Here is a 17,411-nt window from a genome sequence, read left to right on the forward strand (position 1 = left end):
CCCTGGTGGCAGGCCCGGGCCGCGCTGGCCGCCGCCGCGCTGGCGCTGGTCGCGCTGCTCGCGACGCGTCGCCACCGGGTGGAGCTGATCGGGTACGCGGTGAGCGGCGCCGCGGTCGCGGTGAGCGTGCCCGGGCTGGCGCCGCTGGTCGTGGCGGGGAACGAGCCCCTCGCGCCGTACGCCGCGCTGGCGGCTCTGGGCGTCGCGCTCGTCGCCCGCTGGGACCTGCCGGCGGTGGGCGGCCAGCCGGACGGGTCGGCGGAGCAGGCCACCGCGGGAGCGTCGGCAGTCGGCGACCGTGAATCGGGAAGTTCGGCGGTCGGGGCGTCCCCGCTGACCGGTCGGTCGGGCCTGCTGGCGGTGGCCGGCGTCGTGCTGGTGGCGGTCGCGGTGCTGGCCGCCCTGCCGGCGCTGCTCACCGCGCTCACCGCCCCGTACGGCAGCCGGGGCCCGGTCTGGTCGGGAGTTCCCACGGTCGTCGCCGACCCGACGGCGCTCCCCGCCGCGCTGGCGCTGGTCGTGCTGGCGGTGGCCGCCGTGCTGGCGGTTCGGGGAGTCCGCCCGCCGCTGCTGCGTGCGCTGCCGTTCGGCGCGGCCGCGCTGCCGGTGCTGCTCGTCGCGGTCGGTGCCCCTTGGCCGGTGCTGCCGGCCGCCGTCCTGCTCGCCGGGGTGGCCGCGCTGGTGCTCGCCGCGCTGGCCGCACCCCGGCCGGCGCTCGCGCCGATCGCCGTGCCGGTGGGGGTGGTGCTGACCGCGGCCGGCGTCATGGGGCTGCTGGCCACCCGGGCCGGCACCCTCGCCGCCGAGAGCGCGCTGCTGGTGGCGGTGGTGGTCGTCGCCGTCGGGGCGCGGACCGTCGAGGTGCGCGTCGCCGGTTGCCTCGCCGCGGTGGGAGCGGCGTCGGCGCTGACGGTGACCGCTCCGCTCGCCGGAGGAATGCCGCTCCGGGCGGCCGCGTACCCGCTGCTGGCGGTGGCCGCTCTGGTCCTGGCGGTCGCCGCCGTGATCAGCCCGCCGGAGGCTGCCCGAGGGAGTTCGTCGGCGCGGGCCCGGGTCGGACGGGTGCTGGACGGTGCCGCGCAGGCGGTGGCGCTGGTGGCGGTGCTGCTCGCCGTCGAGGTGGCGCGGCACATCGCGACCATCTGCGTGCTCTGGGGTGTGGCCGTCGCGCTGCGGCTGCTGCGCCGGGGCGAGCCCGTCGCCCGGCGGTGGACGTTCGCCGCCATCGCCTGCGGCAGCGAACTGCTGGCGGCGTGGGTGCTGCTGGCAGCCGGCGGGGTGACCGTGCTGGAGGCGTACACCCTGCCGGCCGCGGCGCTCGCCCTCGGCGCGGGCCTGCTGGCACTGCGCACCCGGCCCGATCTGACCAGCTGGCCGGCGCTCGGCCCGGGGCTGGTCGCGGCGTTGCTGCCGAGCTTGCTCTCGGTGCTGGCCGGGCCGGACCCGCAGCCGTGGCGGCGGCTGCTGCTCGGCGCGGCGGCGCTGGGCGCGGTGCTGGCCGGCGCCACCCGCCGCTGGCAGGCGCCGGTGCTGCTCGGAGGCGGGGTGCTGGCGGCACTGGCGTTGCACGAGCTGGCCCGTGGCTGGGACCTGCTGCCCCGGTGGATCTACCTGGGCGTCGGCGGGCTCGCGTTGATCGGGCTCGCCGCGAGCTACGAACGGCGGCGGCGCGACCTGGCCCGGCTGCGCGACGTGGTGGCCCGACTGGGCTGAGCCGAACCGGGGGTAGGGCTCGCCCTACCCCCCATTCGGGGGTTGTCAGGGTTACTCAAAGCAACCCATACCGGGAGAGTTGACAGCGAGCCCGGGCCACCCCGGTACGGGCGTGAGCGGGAACGGGAGCAGTCCATGGCGCTCGGAGCGGTGGCGGAACCGCCGGTACGACGGCGAGGCAGTGACTACGCACAGTTGTCCCGGAGGATCAGCCAGGCGGGCCTGCTGGAGCGGCGTCCCGGCTGGTACGTCGCCCGCATCCTGCTCACCCTCGGCGCCTTCGTGGCCGGCTGGGTCGCCGTGTTCCTCGTCGGCGACTCCTGGTGGCAGCTGCCGCTGGCGGCCGTGATGGCGGTGGCCACGACCCAGGTCGCGTTCCTCGGTCACGACGCCGGGCACCGCCAGATGTTCCGCCGACGCGGTCCCAGCGAGCTGGTGGGGCTGTTCGCCGGCAACCTGGCGGTGGGACTCAGCTACGGCTGGTGGGTCGACAAGCACAACCGGCACCACGCGAACCCGAACCACGAGGACGAGGACCCGGACGTCGGCGCGGGAGCCCTGGTGTGGACACCGGAGCAGGCGCTGGAGACCCGGGGGTTCGGCCGCTGGATGGCCAGGCGGCAGGCGTACTTCTTCTTCCCGATGCTCCTGCTCGAGGGGCTGAACCTGCACGTGGCGAGCATCCGGGCGATCGTCGGCCGGGGACCGGACGGCCGGTACACCACGCCGATGCGGCACCGGGCGGTCGAGGCGGGCCTGCTTCTCGCGCACACCGCCGGTTACGTGGCGCTGCTGCTGGCGGTCATGTCGCCGGGTAAGGCGCTGCTCTTCGCCACCGTGCACCAGGCGCTGTGGGGCCTCTACATGGGCTGCGCGTTCGCGCCGAACCACAAGGGCATGCCGATGCCGACCGCCGAGGACGAGCTGGACTTCCTGCGCAAGCAGGTGCTGACCTCCCGCAACGTGCGGGGCAGCCGGATCGTGGACACCGCGCTCGGTGGGCTCAACTACCAGATCGAGCACCACCTGTTTCCGAACATGCCCCGGGCCAACCTGCGCCGGGCGCAGCCGATCGTCCGCGCCTACTGCGTCGAGCAGGGCATCCCGTACGCCGAGACCGGTCTGGTCGAGTCGTACCGGCAGGCGCTCGGCCACCTGCACGAGGTTGGCCGGCCGCTGCGCGGCTGAGCACGAAGGCCGGGGCGCGGCTGAGGACGTACGTGGCGGGGGTGGTGCCGTGGGCACCGCCCCCGCTTCGTCGTGCCGGGCCGACCGACACCCCGCCACCGCTGGTCGATGCCGCTCGCCGGCCCCGGTAGGGTCGGCGCATGGCAGACCTGCTCACCGCGGAAGCGGTGCGAGAAGACCTGGGCGGGCTGACGGGCTGGTCCGGTGACGGCACCGGGATCACCCGCACGGTGGAGCTGTCCAGCTTCCCGGCGGCCATCGCCGTGGTGGACCGGGTGGCGATGGTGGCCGAGGAGCTCGACCACCATCCCGACATCGACATCCGATGGCGGACCCTGACCTTCCGCTGCGTCACGCACTCGGCCGGTGGGGTCACCCACCGTGACATCGAGCTGGCCGGGCGGATCGACGACATCGTCCGGAGTGCGGCATGAGATTCGAGATCAGCAAGGTGCTGGACGCCATCGAGGGCCGCGTCTGCACGGACCCGTCGCTGGCCCGGGCGGTGCTCGACCTGGCGGAGGTGATCCGCTACCAGGACCTCGACGGCGGCCGGCCGGCCAGCCTGCTGCGGCTCGGCATGGTCATCGACGCGCTCTCCCGCGAGTTGGAGGAGGACAGCGTCCAGGTGTACGCGGTGGTGCACCGTGCCCTGCTGTCGGACGCCGACCTCACCTCCAACGAACGGATGGTGGTCCGCCGCTGGGCCGACGACGGGCTCGTCGAGGTGCTCGACAACCCGGGCGACCGGATGCTGGAGGTCGCCGACCTGCTCGGGCTGCCGGTGCTCAGCCGGGCCCGCTTCGACGGGCTGCGTGGGCGGTTCCCGTGGCTGGTCGAGCAGCCCGGTCGGGTGCTCGCCCCGGTGCCCGGCGCGGGCGGACCGGCGTTCATTGCGCACGTCGGCGGCGGGCACGCGCCGGTCGCGGGCAAGCGCTCGCCGACCGGGGCCAAGCTGCTGGCCCGCCAGTGGCGCTGCCCGGAGTCGGGCTGCGCCCTGTTCGGCAGCGGTGGTGGGGGCGGCGCCTTCGCCGACCTGGCCGGAGGGGCGGACCGCAGCCCGGCTGGGCAGCCGCCGCCCGCGCTGCGCGGCGGCGTACCGACCTGCCCCCGGCACGGCGTACGCCTCGGTGACGGCGGTCCCCGGCCACGCAGCGAGGTGCTCGCGGTGCGGGTCGGCGGCCTGGTCCGGCGGCGCTTCGTGCTGACCGAGGACCAGCCGGTGGTGGCCGGCCGTGCACCCGAGCAGGACGGCGGGATCATGCTCGGGCAGTGGCTGAACGACGAGGCCCGGCGGTGGATCAGTCGGGGTCACGTCCACTTCGAGCTGCGGGTCGGCGAGATCATCGTGACCGACGTGAGCACCAACGGCTCCGGCATCCGACCGGCCGGTTCGATGGCCGAGTCGGACCGGATCCCCCTGGCGCCGCAGCAGTCCCGGGTGTTGGGCGAGAACGACATGGTGGAGCTCTACCCCGGGGTGCAGATCGGCCGCGCGGAGGAGTTGCCGACCGGCGCCCCGTTCACCCCCACCTCGGTGATGGCCGAAGCCCCGACGATGGCCATGCGCCTGCCCCGTCCCTGACGCGAGAAGGCGGGCGCCGGAACTCCGGCGCCCGCCTTTCACACGTTGCGGGTCAGCTGGCCAGCACCTCGGCGAGCCGGGCCACCGCCAGGTCGATCTCCTCCTCGGTGATCACCAGCGGCGGGGCGAGCCGGATGGTGGAGCCGTGCGTGTCCTTGGCGAGCACGCCGCGCTCGGCGAGCCGCTCACACGCCTCCCGCCCGCTCATCAGCGCCGGGTCGATGTCCAGACCGGCCCACAGACCGCGGACGCGCACCGCGACCAGGCCCTTGCCGACCAGCCCCTCCAGGCCGGCCCGCAGCCGCTCGCCCAGCTCGGCCGAGCGGCGCTGGAACTCGCCGGTGGCCAGCAGCCGGACGACCTCGATCGCCACCGCGCAGGCCAGCGGGTTGCCGCCGAAGGTGGAGCCGTGCTGGCCGGGCTTGAGCACGCCGAGCACGTCGGCGTTCGCGGCCACCGCGGAGACCGGCACGATGCCGCCGCCGAGCGCCTTGCCCAGCAGGTACATGTCCGGCACGACGCCCTCGTGGTCACAGGCGAAGGTCGCACCGGTACGCCCCAGACCGGACTGGATCTCGTCGGCGATGAAGAGCACGTTGCGCTCGGTGCACACCTCGCGCACGCCCGGCAGGTAACCCTCCGGCGGCACCACGACGCCCTGCTCGCCCTGGATCGGCTCCAGCAGCACGGCCACGGTGTTCTCGTCGATGGCGGCGGTCAGCGCCTTCAGATCGCCGTACGGAACCACGGTGAAGCCCGGGGTGTACGGCCCGAAGTCGGCGCGGGCGTCCTCGTCGGTGGAGAAGCTGACGATGGTGGTGGTCCGGCCGTGGAAGTTGCCCTCGGCCACCACGATGTTGGCCTGACCGGCGGGCACGCCCTTGACCTGGTAGCCCCACTTGCGGGCCACCTTGATCCCGGTCTCCACCGCCTCGGCGCCGGTGTTCATCGGCAGCACCAGGTCCTTGCCGCACAGCTCGGCCAGCTCCCGGCAGAAGTCGGCGAACTGGTCGTGGATGAAGGCCCGGCTGGTCAGCGTGAGCCGGTCCAGTTGCGCGTGCGCGGCGGCGATCAGCTGCGGGTGCCGGTGGCCGAAGTTGAGCGCCGAGTAGCCGGCCAGGCAGTCCAGGTAGCGGCGGCCGTCCACGTCGGTGAGCCAGGCGCCCTCCGCGGACGAGATCACCACCGGCAGCGGGTGGTAGTTGTGCGCTGTCCAGCGCTCGGCGTCCCGGACCGCTCCCGGCGTCCGCAGGATGTCATCCACGATCACTTGCTTGCCTTTCCCTGACGGAGTCGCAGCGTGCAACACTTCGGTCCGCCGCCGGCCTTGCGCAGCTCGGACAGGTCGACGCCGATGGTCTCGTAGCCCCGGTCGCGCAGCTTGGCGGCCAGGTCGGTGGCCTGGGCGGGCAGCACCACGTGCCGCCCGTCGCTGACCGCGTTCAGCCCCAGCACCTCGGCGTCGGCCATGGTGGCGTGCACCGCGTCGGGGAAGAGCCGGCGCAGCACGGCCTGGCTGCCGGGGGAGAACGCCTCGGGCAGGTACGCCACGGTCCGCTCGTCGAGCACGGTCAGCGCGGTGTCCAGGTGGTAGAAGCGCGGGTCGACCAGCTGCATGGTGATCACCGGGTAGCCGAAGACCTCCTGCAACTGGGCGTGCGAGGCGTGCGCGGTGCGGAAGCCGGTGCCGGCCAGCAGGTGGTCGCCGGCCAGCAGGACGTCGCCCTCGCCCTCGTTGACGTGCTTCGGGTCGTACATCTCGAAGCCGGCGGCCTCGAACCAGGCCCGGTACGCCGGCGCCTCGTCGGCGCGCTGCGGGTCGCGGAACTGCACGGCCATCGCCTTGCCGTCGATCACGGTGCCGCCGTTGGCGGCGAAGACCATGTCGGGCAGGCCGGGCACCGGAGTGATCTCCTCGACGGTGTGGCCCAGGTCGCGGTACGTCTGGCGCAGCTGCTCCCACTGCCGGACGGCCAGCGCGGCGTCGACCGGCGCGCTCGGGTCCATCCAGGGGTTGATCGCGTAGTCGACGGCGAAGTACGTCGGCCGGCACATCAACAGGCGCTGGCTGGTGGCGTCCATCGTCATTGTGGTGCTCCCAGGGGTCGGGCGCGCCCGGCCACCGTGGCCCACGGGCTGGCGCCGTTGCTCAACGTTATGCGGCGTCAGCGGCAGGATCCACCACCGAGGCTTGCGCGGACCGGACATTCGTTGCGTCTGGCCGGTCCGCCGCTGCGATTCGTTGCGTGGATGGCCCGACGGACCCTGGAAACGCCTCGGGGCCCGGCGAACCGGGCCCCGGAAACACTTCAGGGGCGGCGAACCGCCGCCCCTGAAAGGGTGTCGCCCGGCCGGTGAACCACCGGAGAGTTCGGGCTACCGGCGAACCGCCGGCTTTCGCCGGTGCATCACCGGCGAGCGGGACAGTGCCCGCTAGAAGCGATCGACAAACTGTGAGTCGAGCCACTCGCGGAACCGCTGCACCCAGTCGCCGTCGGTGGTCGGCCAGTCGAACTGACCGGTCATCGCCAGCACGCCGAGCACCACCGCGGCCAGCCCGATCAGCACGCCGAACAGCGCGTCGGTCTTGCCGGCGATGTGCCGGCGGCGGGTGGCGATCAGACCGAGCACCGCGAGCACCGCGCCGAGGGCGCCGAGCCCGATGCCGTACCCGGCCAGGGTGCCGGTCAGCACGAAGAGCGCGCCAACGACCGCCACGATCAGGCCGAGGGTGGCGAGCAGGCTGGCCCGCGGCTTCGGGCCGCGCGTCACCGGCGGCTCCGGCGCGGTCCGGTCCGGGGTCGGGTCGACCGGGCGTTCGGTGGTGACCCGGTCGCTGGTGTCGTGCCGCCGGGTGGTGTCGAGGTCGGCGTCCCGCTGCGCGGTGCCTACCGTCGTCGGCGTGGTGCCGGTCCGGGCGTCGGTGTCCGCCAGCGGCCGGGCGGTGCCGGGCCGCGGTTCGGTGTCCACCGGCTGCCGCGTGCTGCCGGTCCGCGGTTCGGTGTCCGTCGGTCGGCCGGTGGCGGCGCGGGCCACCGCCGCCCGCTCGCTGGCCCGCCGCTCGGCCTCGCCGACCTGGCCGCCGGTCGCGCTGGGCTGGTCGCCGGTCGCGCCGGCGCTGCGGTACGTCGTCTGGTCGGCGTCCCGGTCGGTGACCACCGGGCTGCCGACGCCGTCGTCGGAGCGGCCCGGCTCGGTGACCGGGGCGTCACGGCCGTCCACGCGGCCGTCGAGGTTCTCGTCCCGCGTCGGTGCCGGCTCGGACCGGCGGGACAGCGAAGGAATCCTGACCACTACACACCTCCTGATGAAATGCGTGGTGGCCGACGCAACGGGTGGCACCCACGCGGTACCGCCCTGAACTACCCACCTGGGCGTTTCCTGACACCAATCCTGGGTACGGCCGCCCGAACCGGCCTTGATCCACTCGGTTTCCTGCACGTCGGGGTGTCCTGCTCACCCGGACACCCCGATTTCCGCAAACCCGAGTCGATCAACACCTCGGCGGCGCTGATCACCGGCCCGGGCGGCGCTGATCACCGGCCCGGGCGGCGCTGATCACCGGCCCGGGCGGCGCTGATCACCCGCCCCGGCGGGGCTGACTATCCTTGGCAGCCGTGCCAGAGGGACACACGATCCACCGCCTGGCGGCCCGGCACGCCGAGCTGTTCGCCGGGGACAAGGTGCACGCCGCCAGCCCGCAGGGCCGCTTCGCCGAGGGCGCCGCGCGGCTCTCCGGGACCGTGCTGGAGAGCACCGAGGCGTACGGCAAGCACCTGCTGCACCACTACGCCGGCGAGTTGACGCTGCACGTGCACCTCGGGCTGTACGGGAAGTTCACCGACGGGTCGGGGGAGCCGCCGGAGCCGGTCGGTCAGGTGCGGCTGCGACTGGTCAGCGACCGGCACTGGCTGGACCTGCGCGGGCCAACCGCCTGCGAGCTGATCACCCCGCCCGAGGTGGCCGCCCTGCGGGACCGCCTCGGGCCGGACCCGCTGCGCGCCGACGCCGACCCGCAGCGGGCGTACGCCCGGATCTCCCGCAGTGCGACACCCCTCGCCGCGCTGCTGCTGGACCAGTCGGTGGTGGCCGGCACCGGTCTGATCTTCGTGACCGAGGCGCTCTTCCGGGCCGGGCTGCCGCCGACGATGCCGGGTCGGCAGTTGACCAGGGCCGACTGGGACACGCTCTGGGCCGACCTGGTCGGGCTGATGCGACTCGCCGTCGAGCACGGCCGGATCGACACCGTGCGCGACGTGCACCTGCCGGAGGCGATGGGCCGTCCGCCCCGGGTGGACCGGCACGGCGGCGAGGTGTACGTCTACCGCCGCCCCGGCGCACCCTGCCACGTCTGCGGCACCGAGGTCAGCCGGGGCGAGCTGGCCGGCCGCAACCTCTACTGGTGCCGTACCTGCCAGGCCGGCTGAGCGGGCGCGACCGTGCCGTGCGCCGGATCGTGGACGGCTCGGGCGGTCAGTCGCCGTCGAGCAGCCAGCGGACCACCTCGACCTGGTGCGGGAGGACGACGTCGTCGGCGATGCTCCAGGCCAGCGTGTGCCCGATCGTCCAACCCCGGACGCGCTCGGCGTCCAGTCCCAGCTCGGTGCTGAGCCGGTCCAGCCGGTGCCGGACGGCGGCCGGTGAGTGGCCCAACTCCCGGCCTCGCACCATCGGCACGACGGAGAACTCCCGCTCGCCGGTCAGCGGCTTCGGGTCGATGGCCAGCCATGGTTCCCGGTCGGCGGCGAGCACGTTGCCGGCGTGCAGGTCCTGGTTGACCAGCACCTGTTCGCCCTGGCTGGACGCCAGGCCGGCGAGCAGGTCGAGTGCCGCGTCGAGCAGTCGCCGCTCGTACGGTCGGCCGGCCCGTTCCCAGTTGCCGGGCATCCGGTCGATCCAGCCGGCGGCCTCCTCGGCCAACGGGGTGAACGGCGCGCCAGCGGGTCGCCAGAGCCGGGGCAGCAGAGCGGTCACCGCGTCCAGCGCCCGGTCCATCGGCAGCTCGTGCAGGGCGGTGCCGGGTTGGCAGCGTTCCACCAGCAGGGCGCGGCGTTGCCGGTCGTGTGCGAGAAGGCGGATCGCCCCGTCGCCGTCCCAGTGGGCCAGCGCGTCGGCCTCGTGCCGGCTGTCGTCGTCCGGGTACTGGAGCTTCAGCACCGCCGCCGTGCCGTCCGGCAGGTCGACGGGGAGCGCCAGGGAGGCGTACGCGTACTCGAAGGGTGGCCCGAGCCTTAGGGACCACCGTTCGGTGCACTCCGCCAGCCACGTCGGGAGGATGGCCAGCCAGTCGCGACCGGCGGGTGACCCTCGTACCCAGTCGAGCCCTTCGGGCAGATCCATCCGGCCATCCTGCCGGTCCGCGCGGATCTCAACTGGCCGGGTTCTCGAACCTTGAGCAAGCACCGGATGAGGGGGAGTCTGTCGTGATGGACCCGGCAACGTTCCTGCGGGAGTGTCTGCTCCGGGCCGGGATGCGCGATGTCGCCACGGTCGAGCCGGCGACGGGTGGGGTCGCGGCGCTCGCCGGCATCGCCACCCGCCGGGACGCGCCGTCGGTGTTCGTCAAGGGCTTCGCCGACGCCCCGGCCGACGACGTCTTCTTCGCGGAGGCCGAAGGGCTGTCCGCCCTGCGCGAGCTCGGCGGCGTGGCGACGCCCGAGGTGATCCTGGCGGGCCGCGAACTGCTGGTGTTGTCGGTACTGCGGCCGAGGCCACGTAGCCGGACCTTCTGGGAGCAGTTCGCGCACATGCTCGCCCGCCTGCACCTGAGTACGACCCATCCGCGCTTCGGATGGCACCGCGACAACTGGCTGGGCCGCTGTCGGCAGATCAACACTTGGGATGACGACGGCTTCGCGTTCTTCGCGGAGCACCGGGTGCTGCGGTGGCTCGGGCAGCCCCGCGTCGAGGCGGCACTCGACCGCGAAGATCGGGCGGCGCTGGAGCGGCTCTGTCACCGGCTGCCCGACCTGCTGCCCGACCGGCCGGCCTGCCTGACGCACGGCGACCTGTGGGCACAGAACGTGCTGGCCACTTCGGACGGCCGGCCCGCGCTGATCGACCCGGCGGTGTCCTACATGTGGGCCGAGGTCGACCTCGCCCATGTGTGGTCGACCTCGCCTCCGCCCGAGGCGCAACGGTTCTTCGAGGTCTATGCGGAGCTGACCTCCCTCAATGGCGGCTGGCGGGCCCGCATGCCGATCGTCCAGCTGCGACAACACCTCGCCGTGCTGGCTCAGTTCGACGACGACTGGGGCGTGGCCGACCAGATCCGTGCCACTCTTGCCCCGTTCCGGACCCGAACCTGACCGGCGACCCGGCGACCCGGCGACCCGGCGGCCCGGCGGCCCGGTGCCCGGCGGCCTGGCGGCTCATCCGTCTCGCCGTCAAGGGCGGCATCGACGTGGTCGGCGCTGACGTGGTCGGCGCTGACGTGGCCGCCTGGCGCGGGTGTGACGGAGCCGGAATTGACAGTCGACCGCCGCCGGAGCAGGGTTGATCCGTGACAACGATGTCAACGGACGAAAGGGGAGGAAGCGTACGCATGATCCTCTTCGCATCGTATCCGGTGCGGCCGGCCCGCCCGTTGACGATTTCCCGGCGCGGACCCGGTCCGTCCGCCGATCCTGGCCGTATGTCCCTTCCCTACCCGACGGTGACCAGCTGAGATGACCGACGTGCCCCGATCCGACGCCGCAACGACCCCCGCTCCCGCCGGGTCACCCGACCTACCCGATCTGGACGAGTTCCTCGTCGACCAGACCCGGACGCTGCTCGACACGGCCCGCCGCGCGGTCCGGTCGGAGGGCGGCTTCTGGTGGCTGACCGCCGACCGCACCCCCGACCGGGGCGAAGCGGTCCACACCTGGATCACCTGCCGGATGACCCACGTGGCCGCTCTCGCCCACCGCAACGGCGAACCGGACGCCGCGGCCCTGGTCGACCACGGTGTCGCCGCGCTCAGCACGCTGCTGCGCGACGACCGGTACGGCGGCTGGTTCAGCGCGGTGGACCAGCAGGGGGCGCCCCTCGACGACCGCAAGGCCGGCTACGACCACGCGTTCGTGCTGCTCGCCGCGTCCAGCGCCGCGCGCGCCGGACGGCCCGGCGCGGACCGGTTGCTCGCCGACGCGCTGACCGTCGTGCGGGACCGGTTCTGGGACGCCGACGCCGGCGCGGTCCGCGAATCGTGGAACCGGGACTGGACGGTCACCGAGGACTACCGGGGCGCCAACAGCAGCATGCACATGGTCGAGGCGTTCCTCGCCGCCACCGCCGCGACCGGCGACGCGAGCTGGGCCGACCGGGCGCTGCGGATCGCCACCCACCTCGTGCACGGTGAGGCCGCCCGGCACGACTGGCGACTGCCCGAGCACTTCACCGCCGACTGGACACCGCTCCCCGACTACAACCGGGACCGGCCGGCCGACCCGTTCCGGCCGTACGGCTCGACGATCGGGCACTGGCTGGAGTGGGCCCGGCTGCTGCTGGAGCTGGAGGCGGTCCTGCCGGAGCCGCCGCGCTGGCTGCTCGACGACGCCCGTGCCCTGTTCGCCGCCTCGGTCCGGCGTGGTTGGGCGGTCGACGGCGCGGACGGCTTCGTCTACACGATCGACTGGGACGACCGGCCCGTGGTCCGATCCCGGATGCACTGGGTGCTCGCCGAGGCGATCGGTGCGGCGATCACCCTGCACCGGCGCACCGGCGACGCGGTCTACGCCGACTGGTACCGGGTCTTCTGGGCGTACGCCCGTCGCAACCTCGTCGACGACAACGGCTGGCGGCACGAGCTGGACCCGCGGAACGAGCCCTCCGACACGGTCTGGCACGGCCGGCCGGACGTCTACCACGCGTACCAGGCGGTGCTGCTGTCCCGCTCGGCGACCGGGCTCGGCGGCCCGGGCCCGCTCGCACCGGGCGAGGTGACCGCGTGATCGTCGTCGCGGGTGAGGCGCTGATCGACCTGGTGGTCACCGCCGCCGGACAGCGGGCGGTGCCGGGTGGCTCGCCGGCCAACGTGGCGGTCACCCTGGCCCGGCTCGACCAGCCGGTACGACTGCTGGCCCGGCTCGGCGCCGACGACTACGGCCGGCAGCTCGCCGAGCACCTGAGCGCCAACCGGGTCGACCTGGACTGGGCGGTCCGCGCCGAGCAGCCCACCTCGGTGGCGGTGGCCACCCTGAACGCCACCGGCCAGGCCAGCTACGAGTTCCGGCTGGCCGGCACGGCGGACTGGCAGTGGACACCGCAGGAGCTGCCCGAGCTGGCCGGAACGTCGACGACCGCCCTGCACACCGGGTCGCTCGCGCTCGCGCTGGCGCCGGGCGCGGCGGTCCTGGAGGACCTGCTGGCCCGCGAACGCCGCCGGGACGGGCTCACCGTCTCGATCGACCTCAACCTGCGTCCGAGCATCGTCACGGACCGGGCGGCGGAGCAGGCGCGGGTACGGCGTCAGGTGGGCCTCGCGCACCTGGTCAAGGCCAGCGACGAGGACCTCTCCTGGCTCTATCCGGATCGGACGGTGTCCGACGTGATGGCCGAGTGGCGCGAGGCCGGGGTGAGCTGCGCGGTGGTCACCCGGGGCGCGGACGGCGCCTGGCTGCTCGCCCCGGACGGGTCGATGCACCAGGAGCCGGCGGTGCCCACCACGGTGGTCGACACCGTCGGCGCCGGCGACGCGTTCACCGGTGGCCTGCTGGCCGCCCTGGCCGACCTCGACGCCCTCGGCGACCGACCGGCCGACCGGCTCGCCGCTCTGACCACCGCGCAGTGGGCCATGGTGTCCCGGCAGGCCGCCCTGGTGGCCGCGCTGACCTGCGCCCGTCGCGGCGCGGACCCGCCCCGCCGTGCCGAGGTGGACGCCCTGCTCCGCGCGTGACCGGGTGCGGGGGTGGTGCCTCAGCGGGGCGGCGCGGGTAGGCCGCGGCGGAGCAGGCTGGTGGGGAGGACGGTGGTCGACGGTGGGGAGTCGTCACCGGCGATCCGCCGGAACAGCCGTTCGGTGGCGATCCGCGCCAGCTCCCGGGTGTCGTACCCGACGACGGTGAGCGGCTTGGGCATCAGGTGGGCCAACTCGAAGTCGTCGAAGCCGACCAGCGCGGCGTCGCTGCCCCGCCGGTGCAGCTCCTGCAGAGCGCCGACGGTGAGCCGGTTGTTGCCGCAGAAGAAGGCGGTGGGCGGGTCCGGCAGGTCGAGCAGCTCGGCGACCGCCCGCCCGGCCTCCTCCGGCGCGATGAGCCGGTCGCGGACCAGCGAATCGTCGGGTTCGATCCCGGCGGCGGTCAGCGCCGCCCGGGCACCGGCCAGCCGCTCGCGAATGGTCGGCACACTCGGCGCGCCGAGCAGGACCCCCACCCGACGGTGTCCCTCGTCGAGCAGAGCGCCGACCCCGGCACGGCTCCCGCCCTGGTTGTCCAGCAGCACGGCGTCCGCGAGCAGCCCCTGCGGCGGCCGGTCCAGGAAGACCACCGGCATGCCCAGCTCCACCTCGCGCCGCAGGAACGAATGGTCCAGGCCGGCCGGCACCACCAGCAGCCCGTCGACCCGGCGCTGGGTGAAATCCTGGAGCAGGGCGCGTTCCCGCTCCGGGTCCTCCTCGGAGGAGGCGGTGATCAGCATGGTCCCGTGCGCGGCGGCGATGTCGGCGGCGACGCTGGCGATGGTGGCGTAGAACGGGTTGGCGATCTCCTCGATGAGCAGCCCGACGGTGGCGTTGAGCTGCCGGGAGCGCAGGTTGCGGGCGATGTCGTTGCGCCGGAAGCCCAGCTCGGCGATCGCGGCCAGCACCCGGCCGACCAGTTCCTGCCCCACCGGCTCGTCGTTGACCACCCGGGACACGGTCTTCAGGCTGACACCGGCGTGCCGGGCCACGTCGACCATCGTCGGGCGCCGGCGCGCGGTCGGCCGGGTCGGGGTCTGCGTCACGGGGTGGTCCTCCACGGGCGGCGCGGGTCAGCGGTCGACGGCGGCCAGCACGTCGACGGCTTTTCGGGCGGCGATCAGCACCGGGTCCCACACCGGCGCGTACGGCGGAGCGTAGCCCAGGTCGAGCGCCGTCATATCGTCCACCGTCATGCCGTTCCACAGCGCCACGGCCAGCGTGTCGATCCGTTTGGCCGCCTCGGACCAGCCGACGATCTGCGCGCCGAGCAGTCGCCCGCTCGGTCGCTCGGCGATCAGTTTGACGGTCATCCGCCGCGCACCGGGGTAGTAGCCGGCCCGGTTGGTCGAATCGGCGACCACGGAGATGAAGTCGAAGCCGGCCGCGGTGGCGTCCCGCTCACGCAGGCCGGTCCGGCCCACCTCCAGGTCGCAGACCTTCGTGACGGCCGTGCCGATCACGCCCGTGAAGGTGGCGTACCCGCCGCCGATGTTGATCCCGGCCACCCGGCCCTGCTTGTTGGCGTGCGTGCCCAGCGGTATGTGCACCGGCATCCCGCTGACCCGGTGCAGTGTCTCCACGCAGTCGCCGCCGGCCCAGATCCCCGGCATGCCGGGCACCCGCATCCGGCGGTCAACCCGGATCGCCCCGGTGGGCCCGAGTGGCAGCCCGGCCGCCTCGGCGAGCGCGGCGTTCGGGCGTACGCCCAGACCCAGGACCACGACGTCGGTCGGCATCGGCCCCTCGGCGGTGACCACCGCGGACACCCGGCCGTTCCGCTGTTCCAGGCCGGTCACCCGCAGGCCGGTGCGGATCGTGACGCCCAGGCCGCGCATCGCCTCGGCGACCAGCTCGGCCATGTCACCGTCGACGGTCGCCATGGGCTGGTCGCCGGCCTCGACCAGGGTGACGGAGAGGCCGCGCTGGATCAGGGCCTCGGCCATCTCGACGCCGATGTACCCGCCGCCGACCACCACCGCCCGCCGCGGCTGCGGCTCGCTGTCCAGCCAGTCGCGCAGTGCCGCCCCGTCGTCGAGGGTCTGTATGCCGAACACGCCGCCCGCGTCGGTGTCCGCCCACGACGGCTTCATCGGCACCGCGCCGGCGGCGTACATCAGCTCGTCGAAGCGCTCGCGGATCTCGCCGCCGTGTTCCAGGTCCCGGGCGATCACCTCGCGGCGCTCCAGGTCGATGGCCGTCACCTCGTGGCGGGTCCGCACGTCGATGGCGTACTCGGTGCGGAACGTCTCCGGGGACCGGGCGATCAACTCCTCGGGGTCGGACACCAGGCCGCTGATCCAGTACGGGATGCCGCACGCCGAGTAGGAGGTGAAGTGGCCACGTTCGAAGACCACGATCTCCAGGTCGTCAGGGCCCCGGCGGCGTCGAGCCTGCGACGCCGCCGACATGCCGGCGGCGTCCCCGCCGATGACGATCAGCCGTTGCGCCACGGGATCATCCTGTCACGAGGTGTTCAGCCGCGGGTCTGTCGCGCCACGTCCCGCACCACGTCGGTGAGCTTTCCGGTGCGGGCGAACACGGCCCGCTGCCGCGCCGCGCCGGTCCCGTGCCGGCGCAGTCCGCTGAGCAGGTCGGTCACCTCGGCCCAGTCGCCGTGCTGCTCCAGCGCCGGCCGCATGCGTTCCACGAACCGGTCCAGCAGCTCCCAGGCCGGGCGCAGCTCGCCGGTGGTGACGTCGACGCCGTCGCCCTCCAGGCCGTCGTGGGCGGCCCGCCAGTGCGCGCCGACCAGCAGGTGGTGATCGGTGGGCAGCGCCGGCCGGCCGGCCTCGACGTCCGACATGGCGGTGGCCACCAGGGCCCGGACCAGCGCGGCGACCAGCACCGCGTCGTCCACGGACGGGCAGACGTCGCCGATCCGCAGCTCGACGGTCGGGTACTTCGCCGACAGCCGGGCGTACCAGTAGAGCATTCCCTCGTCGAGCATCACCCCGCTGGCGATCAGCTGGCGGATCAGCCGCCCGTAGTGCTCGTGCGACTCCAGCCAGGGCGTCGGCGCCACCGACGGCCAACGTTCCCACTCCACCGAGCGCCAACTGGCGTAGCCGGTGTCCTCGCCGCGGGCGAACGGGGAGTTGGTGGTCACCGCGTGCAGCATCGGCAGCCAGGGCCGGACGTGGTTCAACACCTGCACGCCGGTTTCCGGGTCCGGCACGCCCACGTGCACGTGCATGCCGTTGTTGCCGGGACCCGGGACGAGCAGCCGGAACCGTTCGATCATCCGGTCGAAGCGGGGCTTGTCCACCACCGGCGGCACCGGACCGTCCACCGGCCCGGTGCCGATGGCCAGCAGCCGTACGCCGGCCCGCTCGGCGGCGTCCGCGAGCGCCCGGCGCAGCACGCCGAGGGAGTGCCGGATCGAGGAGAGCTCGAGGCCGGGCGGGCTGCCGATCTCGATCTGGCTGGTCTGGAACTCCCGCTCCACCTGCCCGCGCAGCTCGGCCGGCACCTGTTCGAGGACCAGGTCGACGGCGGGTACCGCGGCCCCGGTGTGCGGGTCGACGAGCAGGAACTCCTCCTCGACACCCACGGTGAGCAATTCGGTCCCCGCGGTCGTCCCGCTGGGCGCCTCCGCCACCTGGCCGGTCATCGCCACCACCGTCCGTTCCTGCCGGTCGCGGTCCGTCCGCGTCGGTCGGTCGCATGGTTACCCACCGTGGCGATGACGGGAAACGTGGTGACGGCGCGTCGGCCCGCGTGTCGAGCTCAACCGCGCGTCGCACTCCGCGTGTCGGTCCGACCCGGATGGCCGCGATCCGATCGGTCGGCGTGACGCGGGGTCCTAGGCTGGATCCGTGCCGGTACCGCTGGGGATTCTCGGGGTTGCGTGGGTGTCCGCGTTCGCGCAGCTCACCCTGCTCGCGCTGCGTCCGACCGACCTGCTCGCCGGCGCCGCGTTGACGGCCCTGGTGCTGCTCGCCGTGCTGCTGGCGGCGCGGGTGCCGGGCCGCTCGGGTGTGCCGGGCGGCGCCCGGCGCTGGACCGGGCTGCGGGCCCGTTCCCGCGGTCGCCGGGTGCCCCGGC

The 17,411-nt window shown here is 74.0% G+C and carries 16 protein-coding genes; 9 read left to right on the top strand and 7 right to left on the bottom strand.

The features are described from left to right. The 4 genes from EAD98_RS23455 to EAD98_RS23470 all read left to right on the top strand — a co-directional run. On the top strand, nucleotides 1–1,713 hold a 1,713-nt coding region (locus tag EAD98_RS23455), incomplete at its 5' end, for an SCO7613 C-terminal domain-containing membrane protein (protein WP_368666167.1). Between the two features lie 135 nt (nucleotides 1,714–1,848). Beyond that, nucleotides 1,849–2,901, top strand: a complete 1,053-nt coding sequence (locus EAD98_RS23460) for an acyl-CoA desaturase (protein WP_121656174.1) — start codon at nucleotides 1,849–1,851, stop codon at nucleotides 2,899–2,901. A gap of 140 nt (nucleotides 2,902–3,041) precedes the next feature. Beyond that, nucleotides 3,042–3,335 carry a 4a-hydroxytetrahydrobiopterin dehydratase gene (locus EAD98_RS23465; RefSeq protein WP_121656175.1) on the top strand — a complete coding sequence of 98 codons (294 nt, stop codon included), beginning with the start codon at nucleotides 3,042–3,044 and terminating at the stop codon, nucleotides 3,333–3,335. Then, nucleotides 3,332–4,486: an FHA domain-containing protein gene (locus tag EAD98_RS23470; protein WP_121656176.1), complete on the top strand. Its 1,155-nt coding sequence runs from the start codon at nucleotides 3,332–3,334 to the stop codon at nucleotides 4,484–4,486. The genes EAD98_RS23465 and EAD98_RS23470 overlap by 4 nt, the downstream gene beginning before the upstream one ends. Nucleotides 4,487–4,538: 52 nt before the next feature. Here the strand turns inward: EAD98_RS23470 and rocD are convergent, their stop codons facing one another. The 3 genes from rocD to EAD98_RS23485 all read right to left on the bottom strand — a co-directional run bounded on the left by rocD (nucleotide 4,539) and on the right by EAD98_RS23485 (nucleotide 7,780). Next, nucleotides 4,539–5,753: an ornithine--oxo-acid transaminase gene (rocD, locus tag EAD98_RS23475; RefSeq protein ID WP_199723514.1), complete on the bottom strand. Its 1,215-nt coding sequence runs from the start codon at nucleotides 5,751–5,753 to the stop codon at nucleotides 4,539–4,541. Next, entirely contained in the window at nucleotides 5,753–6,568 is an 816-nt protein-coding gene (ddaH, locus tag EAD98_RS23480; RefSeq protein ID WP_199723515.1) for a dimethylargininase, read from the bottom strand. The genes rocD and ddaH overlap by 1 nt, the downstream gene beginning before the upstream one ends. 351 nt (nucleotides 6,569–6,919) lie before the next feature. Next, nucleotides 6,920–7,780, bottom strand: a complete 861-nt coding sequence (locus EAD98_RS23485; protein WP_233583939.1) for a DMT family transporter — start codon at nucleotides 7,778–7,780, stop codon at nucleotides 6,920–6,922. Nucleotides 7,781–8,103: 323 nt separating this feature from the next. Between EAD98_RS23485 and EAD98_RS23490 the strand changes: the two genes are divergently transcribed. Next, the gene (locus tag EAD98_RS23490; RefSeq protein WP_121656178.1) at nucleotides 8,104–8,913 is read left to right on the top strand and encodes an Fpg/Nei family DNA glycosylase; all 810 of its coding nucleotides are present in this window, start codon (nucleotides 8,104–8,106) and stop codon (nucleotides 8,911–8,913) included. Nucleotides 8,914–8,959: 46 nt separating this feature from the next. Here the strand turns inward: EAD98_RS23490 and EAD98_RS23495 are convergent, their stop codons facing one another. Beyond that, on the bottom strand, nucleotides 8,960–9,826 hold the full coding sequence (locus EAD98_RS23495; protein WP_121656179.1) for an aminoglycoside phosphotransferase family protein: 867 nt from the start codon (nucleotides 9,824–9,826) through the stop codon (nucleotides 8,960–8,962). An 86-nt stretch (nucleotides 9,827–9,912) separates the two neighbouring features. Here EAD98_RS23495 and EAD98_RS23500 point away from each other — a divergent pair, with 86 nt between their 5' ends. The 3 genes from EAD98_RS23500 to EAD98_RS23510 all read left to right on the top strand — a co-directional run bounded on the left by EAD98_RS23500 (nucleotide 9,913) and on the right by EAD98_RS23510 (nucleotide 13,364). Next, nucleotides 9,913–10,794: a fructosamine kinase family protein gene (locus EAD98_RS23500; RefSeq protein WP_121656180.1), complete on the top strand. Its 882-nt coding sequence runs from the start codon at nucleotides 9,913–9,915 to the stop codon at nucleotides 10,792–10,794. A gap of 360 nt (nucleotides 10,795–11,154) precedes the next feature. Next, nucleotides 11,155–12,420, top strand: a complete 1,266-nt coding sequence (locus EAD98_RS23505) for an AGE family epimerase/isomerase (protein ID WP_121656181.1) — start codon at nucleotides 11,155–11,157, stop codon at nucleotides 12,418–12,420. Continuing rightward, nucleotides 12,417–13,364, top strand: coding sequence for a carbohydrate kinase (locus EAD98_RS23510; RefSeq protein WP_121656182.1), 948 nt, complete (start codon nucleotides 12,417–12,419; stop codon nucleotides 13,362–13,364). Before EAD98_RS23505 ends, EAD98_RS23510 begins: the two co-directional genes overlap by 4 nt. Nucleotides 13,365–13,384: 20 nt before the next feature. On the opposite strand, the gene EAD98_RS23515 is transcribed toward EAD98_RS23510, so the two are convergent. From EAD98_RS23515 to EAD98_RS23525, 3 genes are all read right to left on the bottom strand, one after another. After that, complete coding sequence (locus tag EAD98_RS23515; RefSeq protein WP_121656186.1) at nucleotides 13,385–14,365, bottom strand: LacI family DNA-binding transcriptional regulator; 981 nt, start codon at nucleotides 14,363–14,365, stop codon at nucleotides 13,385–13,387. 72 nt (nucleotides 14,366–14,437) lie between these two features. Further along, on the bottom strand, nucleotides 14,438–15,817 hold the full coding sequence (locus EAD98_RS23520) for an FAD-dependent oxidoreductase (RefSeq protein WP_121656183.1): 1,380 nt from the start codon (nucleotides 15,815–15,817) through the stop codon (nucleotides 14,438–14,440). A 23-nt stretch (nucleotides 15,818–15,840) separates the two neighbouring features. After that, the gene (locus EAD98_RS23525; RefSeq protein WP_199723513.1) at nucleotides 15,841–16,977 is read right to left on the bottom strand and encodes a glutamate--cysteine ligase; all 1,137 of its coding nucleotides are present in this window, start codon (nucleotides 16,975–16,977) and stop codon (nucleotides 15,841–15,843) included. 205 nt (nucleotides 16,978–17,182) lie between these two features. Between EAD98_RS23525 and EAD98_RS23530 the strand changes: the two genes are divergently transcribed. Next, nucleotides 17,183–17,411: hypothetical protein (locus EAD98_RS23530; RefSeq protein ID WP_147457472.1), on the top strand; the 229-nt coding region annotated here is incomplete at its 3' end.

Source organism: Micromonospora sp. CV4 (genome assembly GCF_003667455.1).
GTDB lineage: Bacteria > Actinomycetota > Actinomycetes > Mycobacteriales > Micromonosporaceae > Micromonospora.

Excerpts from the sequence above, each read along its gene's own strand:
- EAD98_RS23460 (WP_121656174.1), top strand. The coding sequence starts at position 1,849 with ATGGCGCTCGGAGCGGTGGCGGAACCGCCGGTACGACGGCGAGGCAGT.
- EAD98_RS23465 (WP_121656175.1), top strand. The coding sequence starts at position 3,042 with ATGGCAGACCTGCTCACCGCGGAAGCGGTGCGAGAAGACCTGGGCGGG.
- EAD98_RS23470 (WP_121656176.1), top strand. The coding sequence starts at position 3,332 with ATGAGATTCGAGATCAGCAAGGTGCTGGACGCCATCGAGGGCCGCGTC.
- ddaH (WP_199723515.1), bottom strand. The coding sequence starts at position 6,568 with ATGGACGCCACCAGCCAGCGCCTGTTGATGTGCCGGCCGACGTACTTC.
- EAD98_RS23495 (WP_121656179.1), bottom strand. The coding sequence starts at position 9,826 with ATGGATCTGCCCGAAGGGCTCGACTGGGTACGAGGGTCACCCGCCGGT.
- EAD98_RS23500 (WP_121656180.1), top strand. The coding sequence starts at position 9,913 with ATGGACCCGGCAACGTTCCTGCGGGAGTGTCTGCTCCGGGCCGGGATG.
- EAD98_RS23505 (WP_121656181.1), top strand. The coding sequence starts at position 11,155 with ATGACCGACGTGCCCCGATCCGACGCCGCAACGACCCCCGCTCCCGCC.
- EAD98_RS23515 (WP_121656186.1), bottom strand. The coding sequence starts at position 14,365 with ATGGTCGACGTGGCCCGGCACGCCGGTGTCAGCCTGAAGACCGTGTCC.
- EAD98_RS23525 (WP_199723513.1), bottom strand. The coding sequence starts at position 16,977 with ATGACCGGCCAGGTGGCGGAGGCGCCCAGCGGGACGACCGCGGGGACC.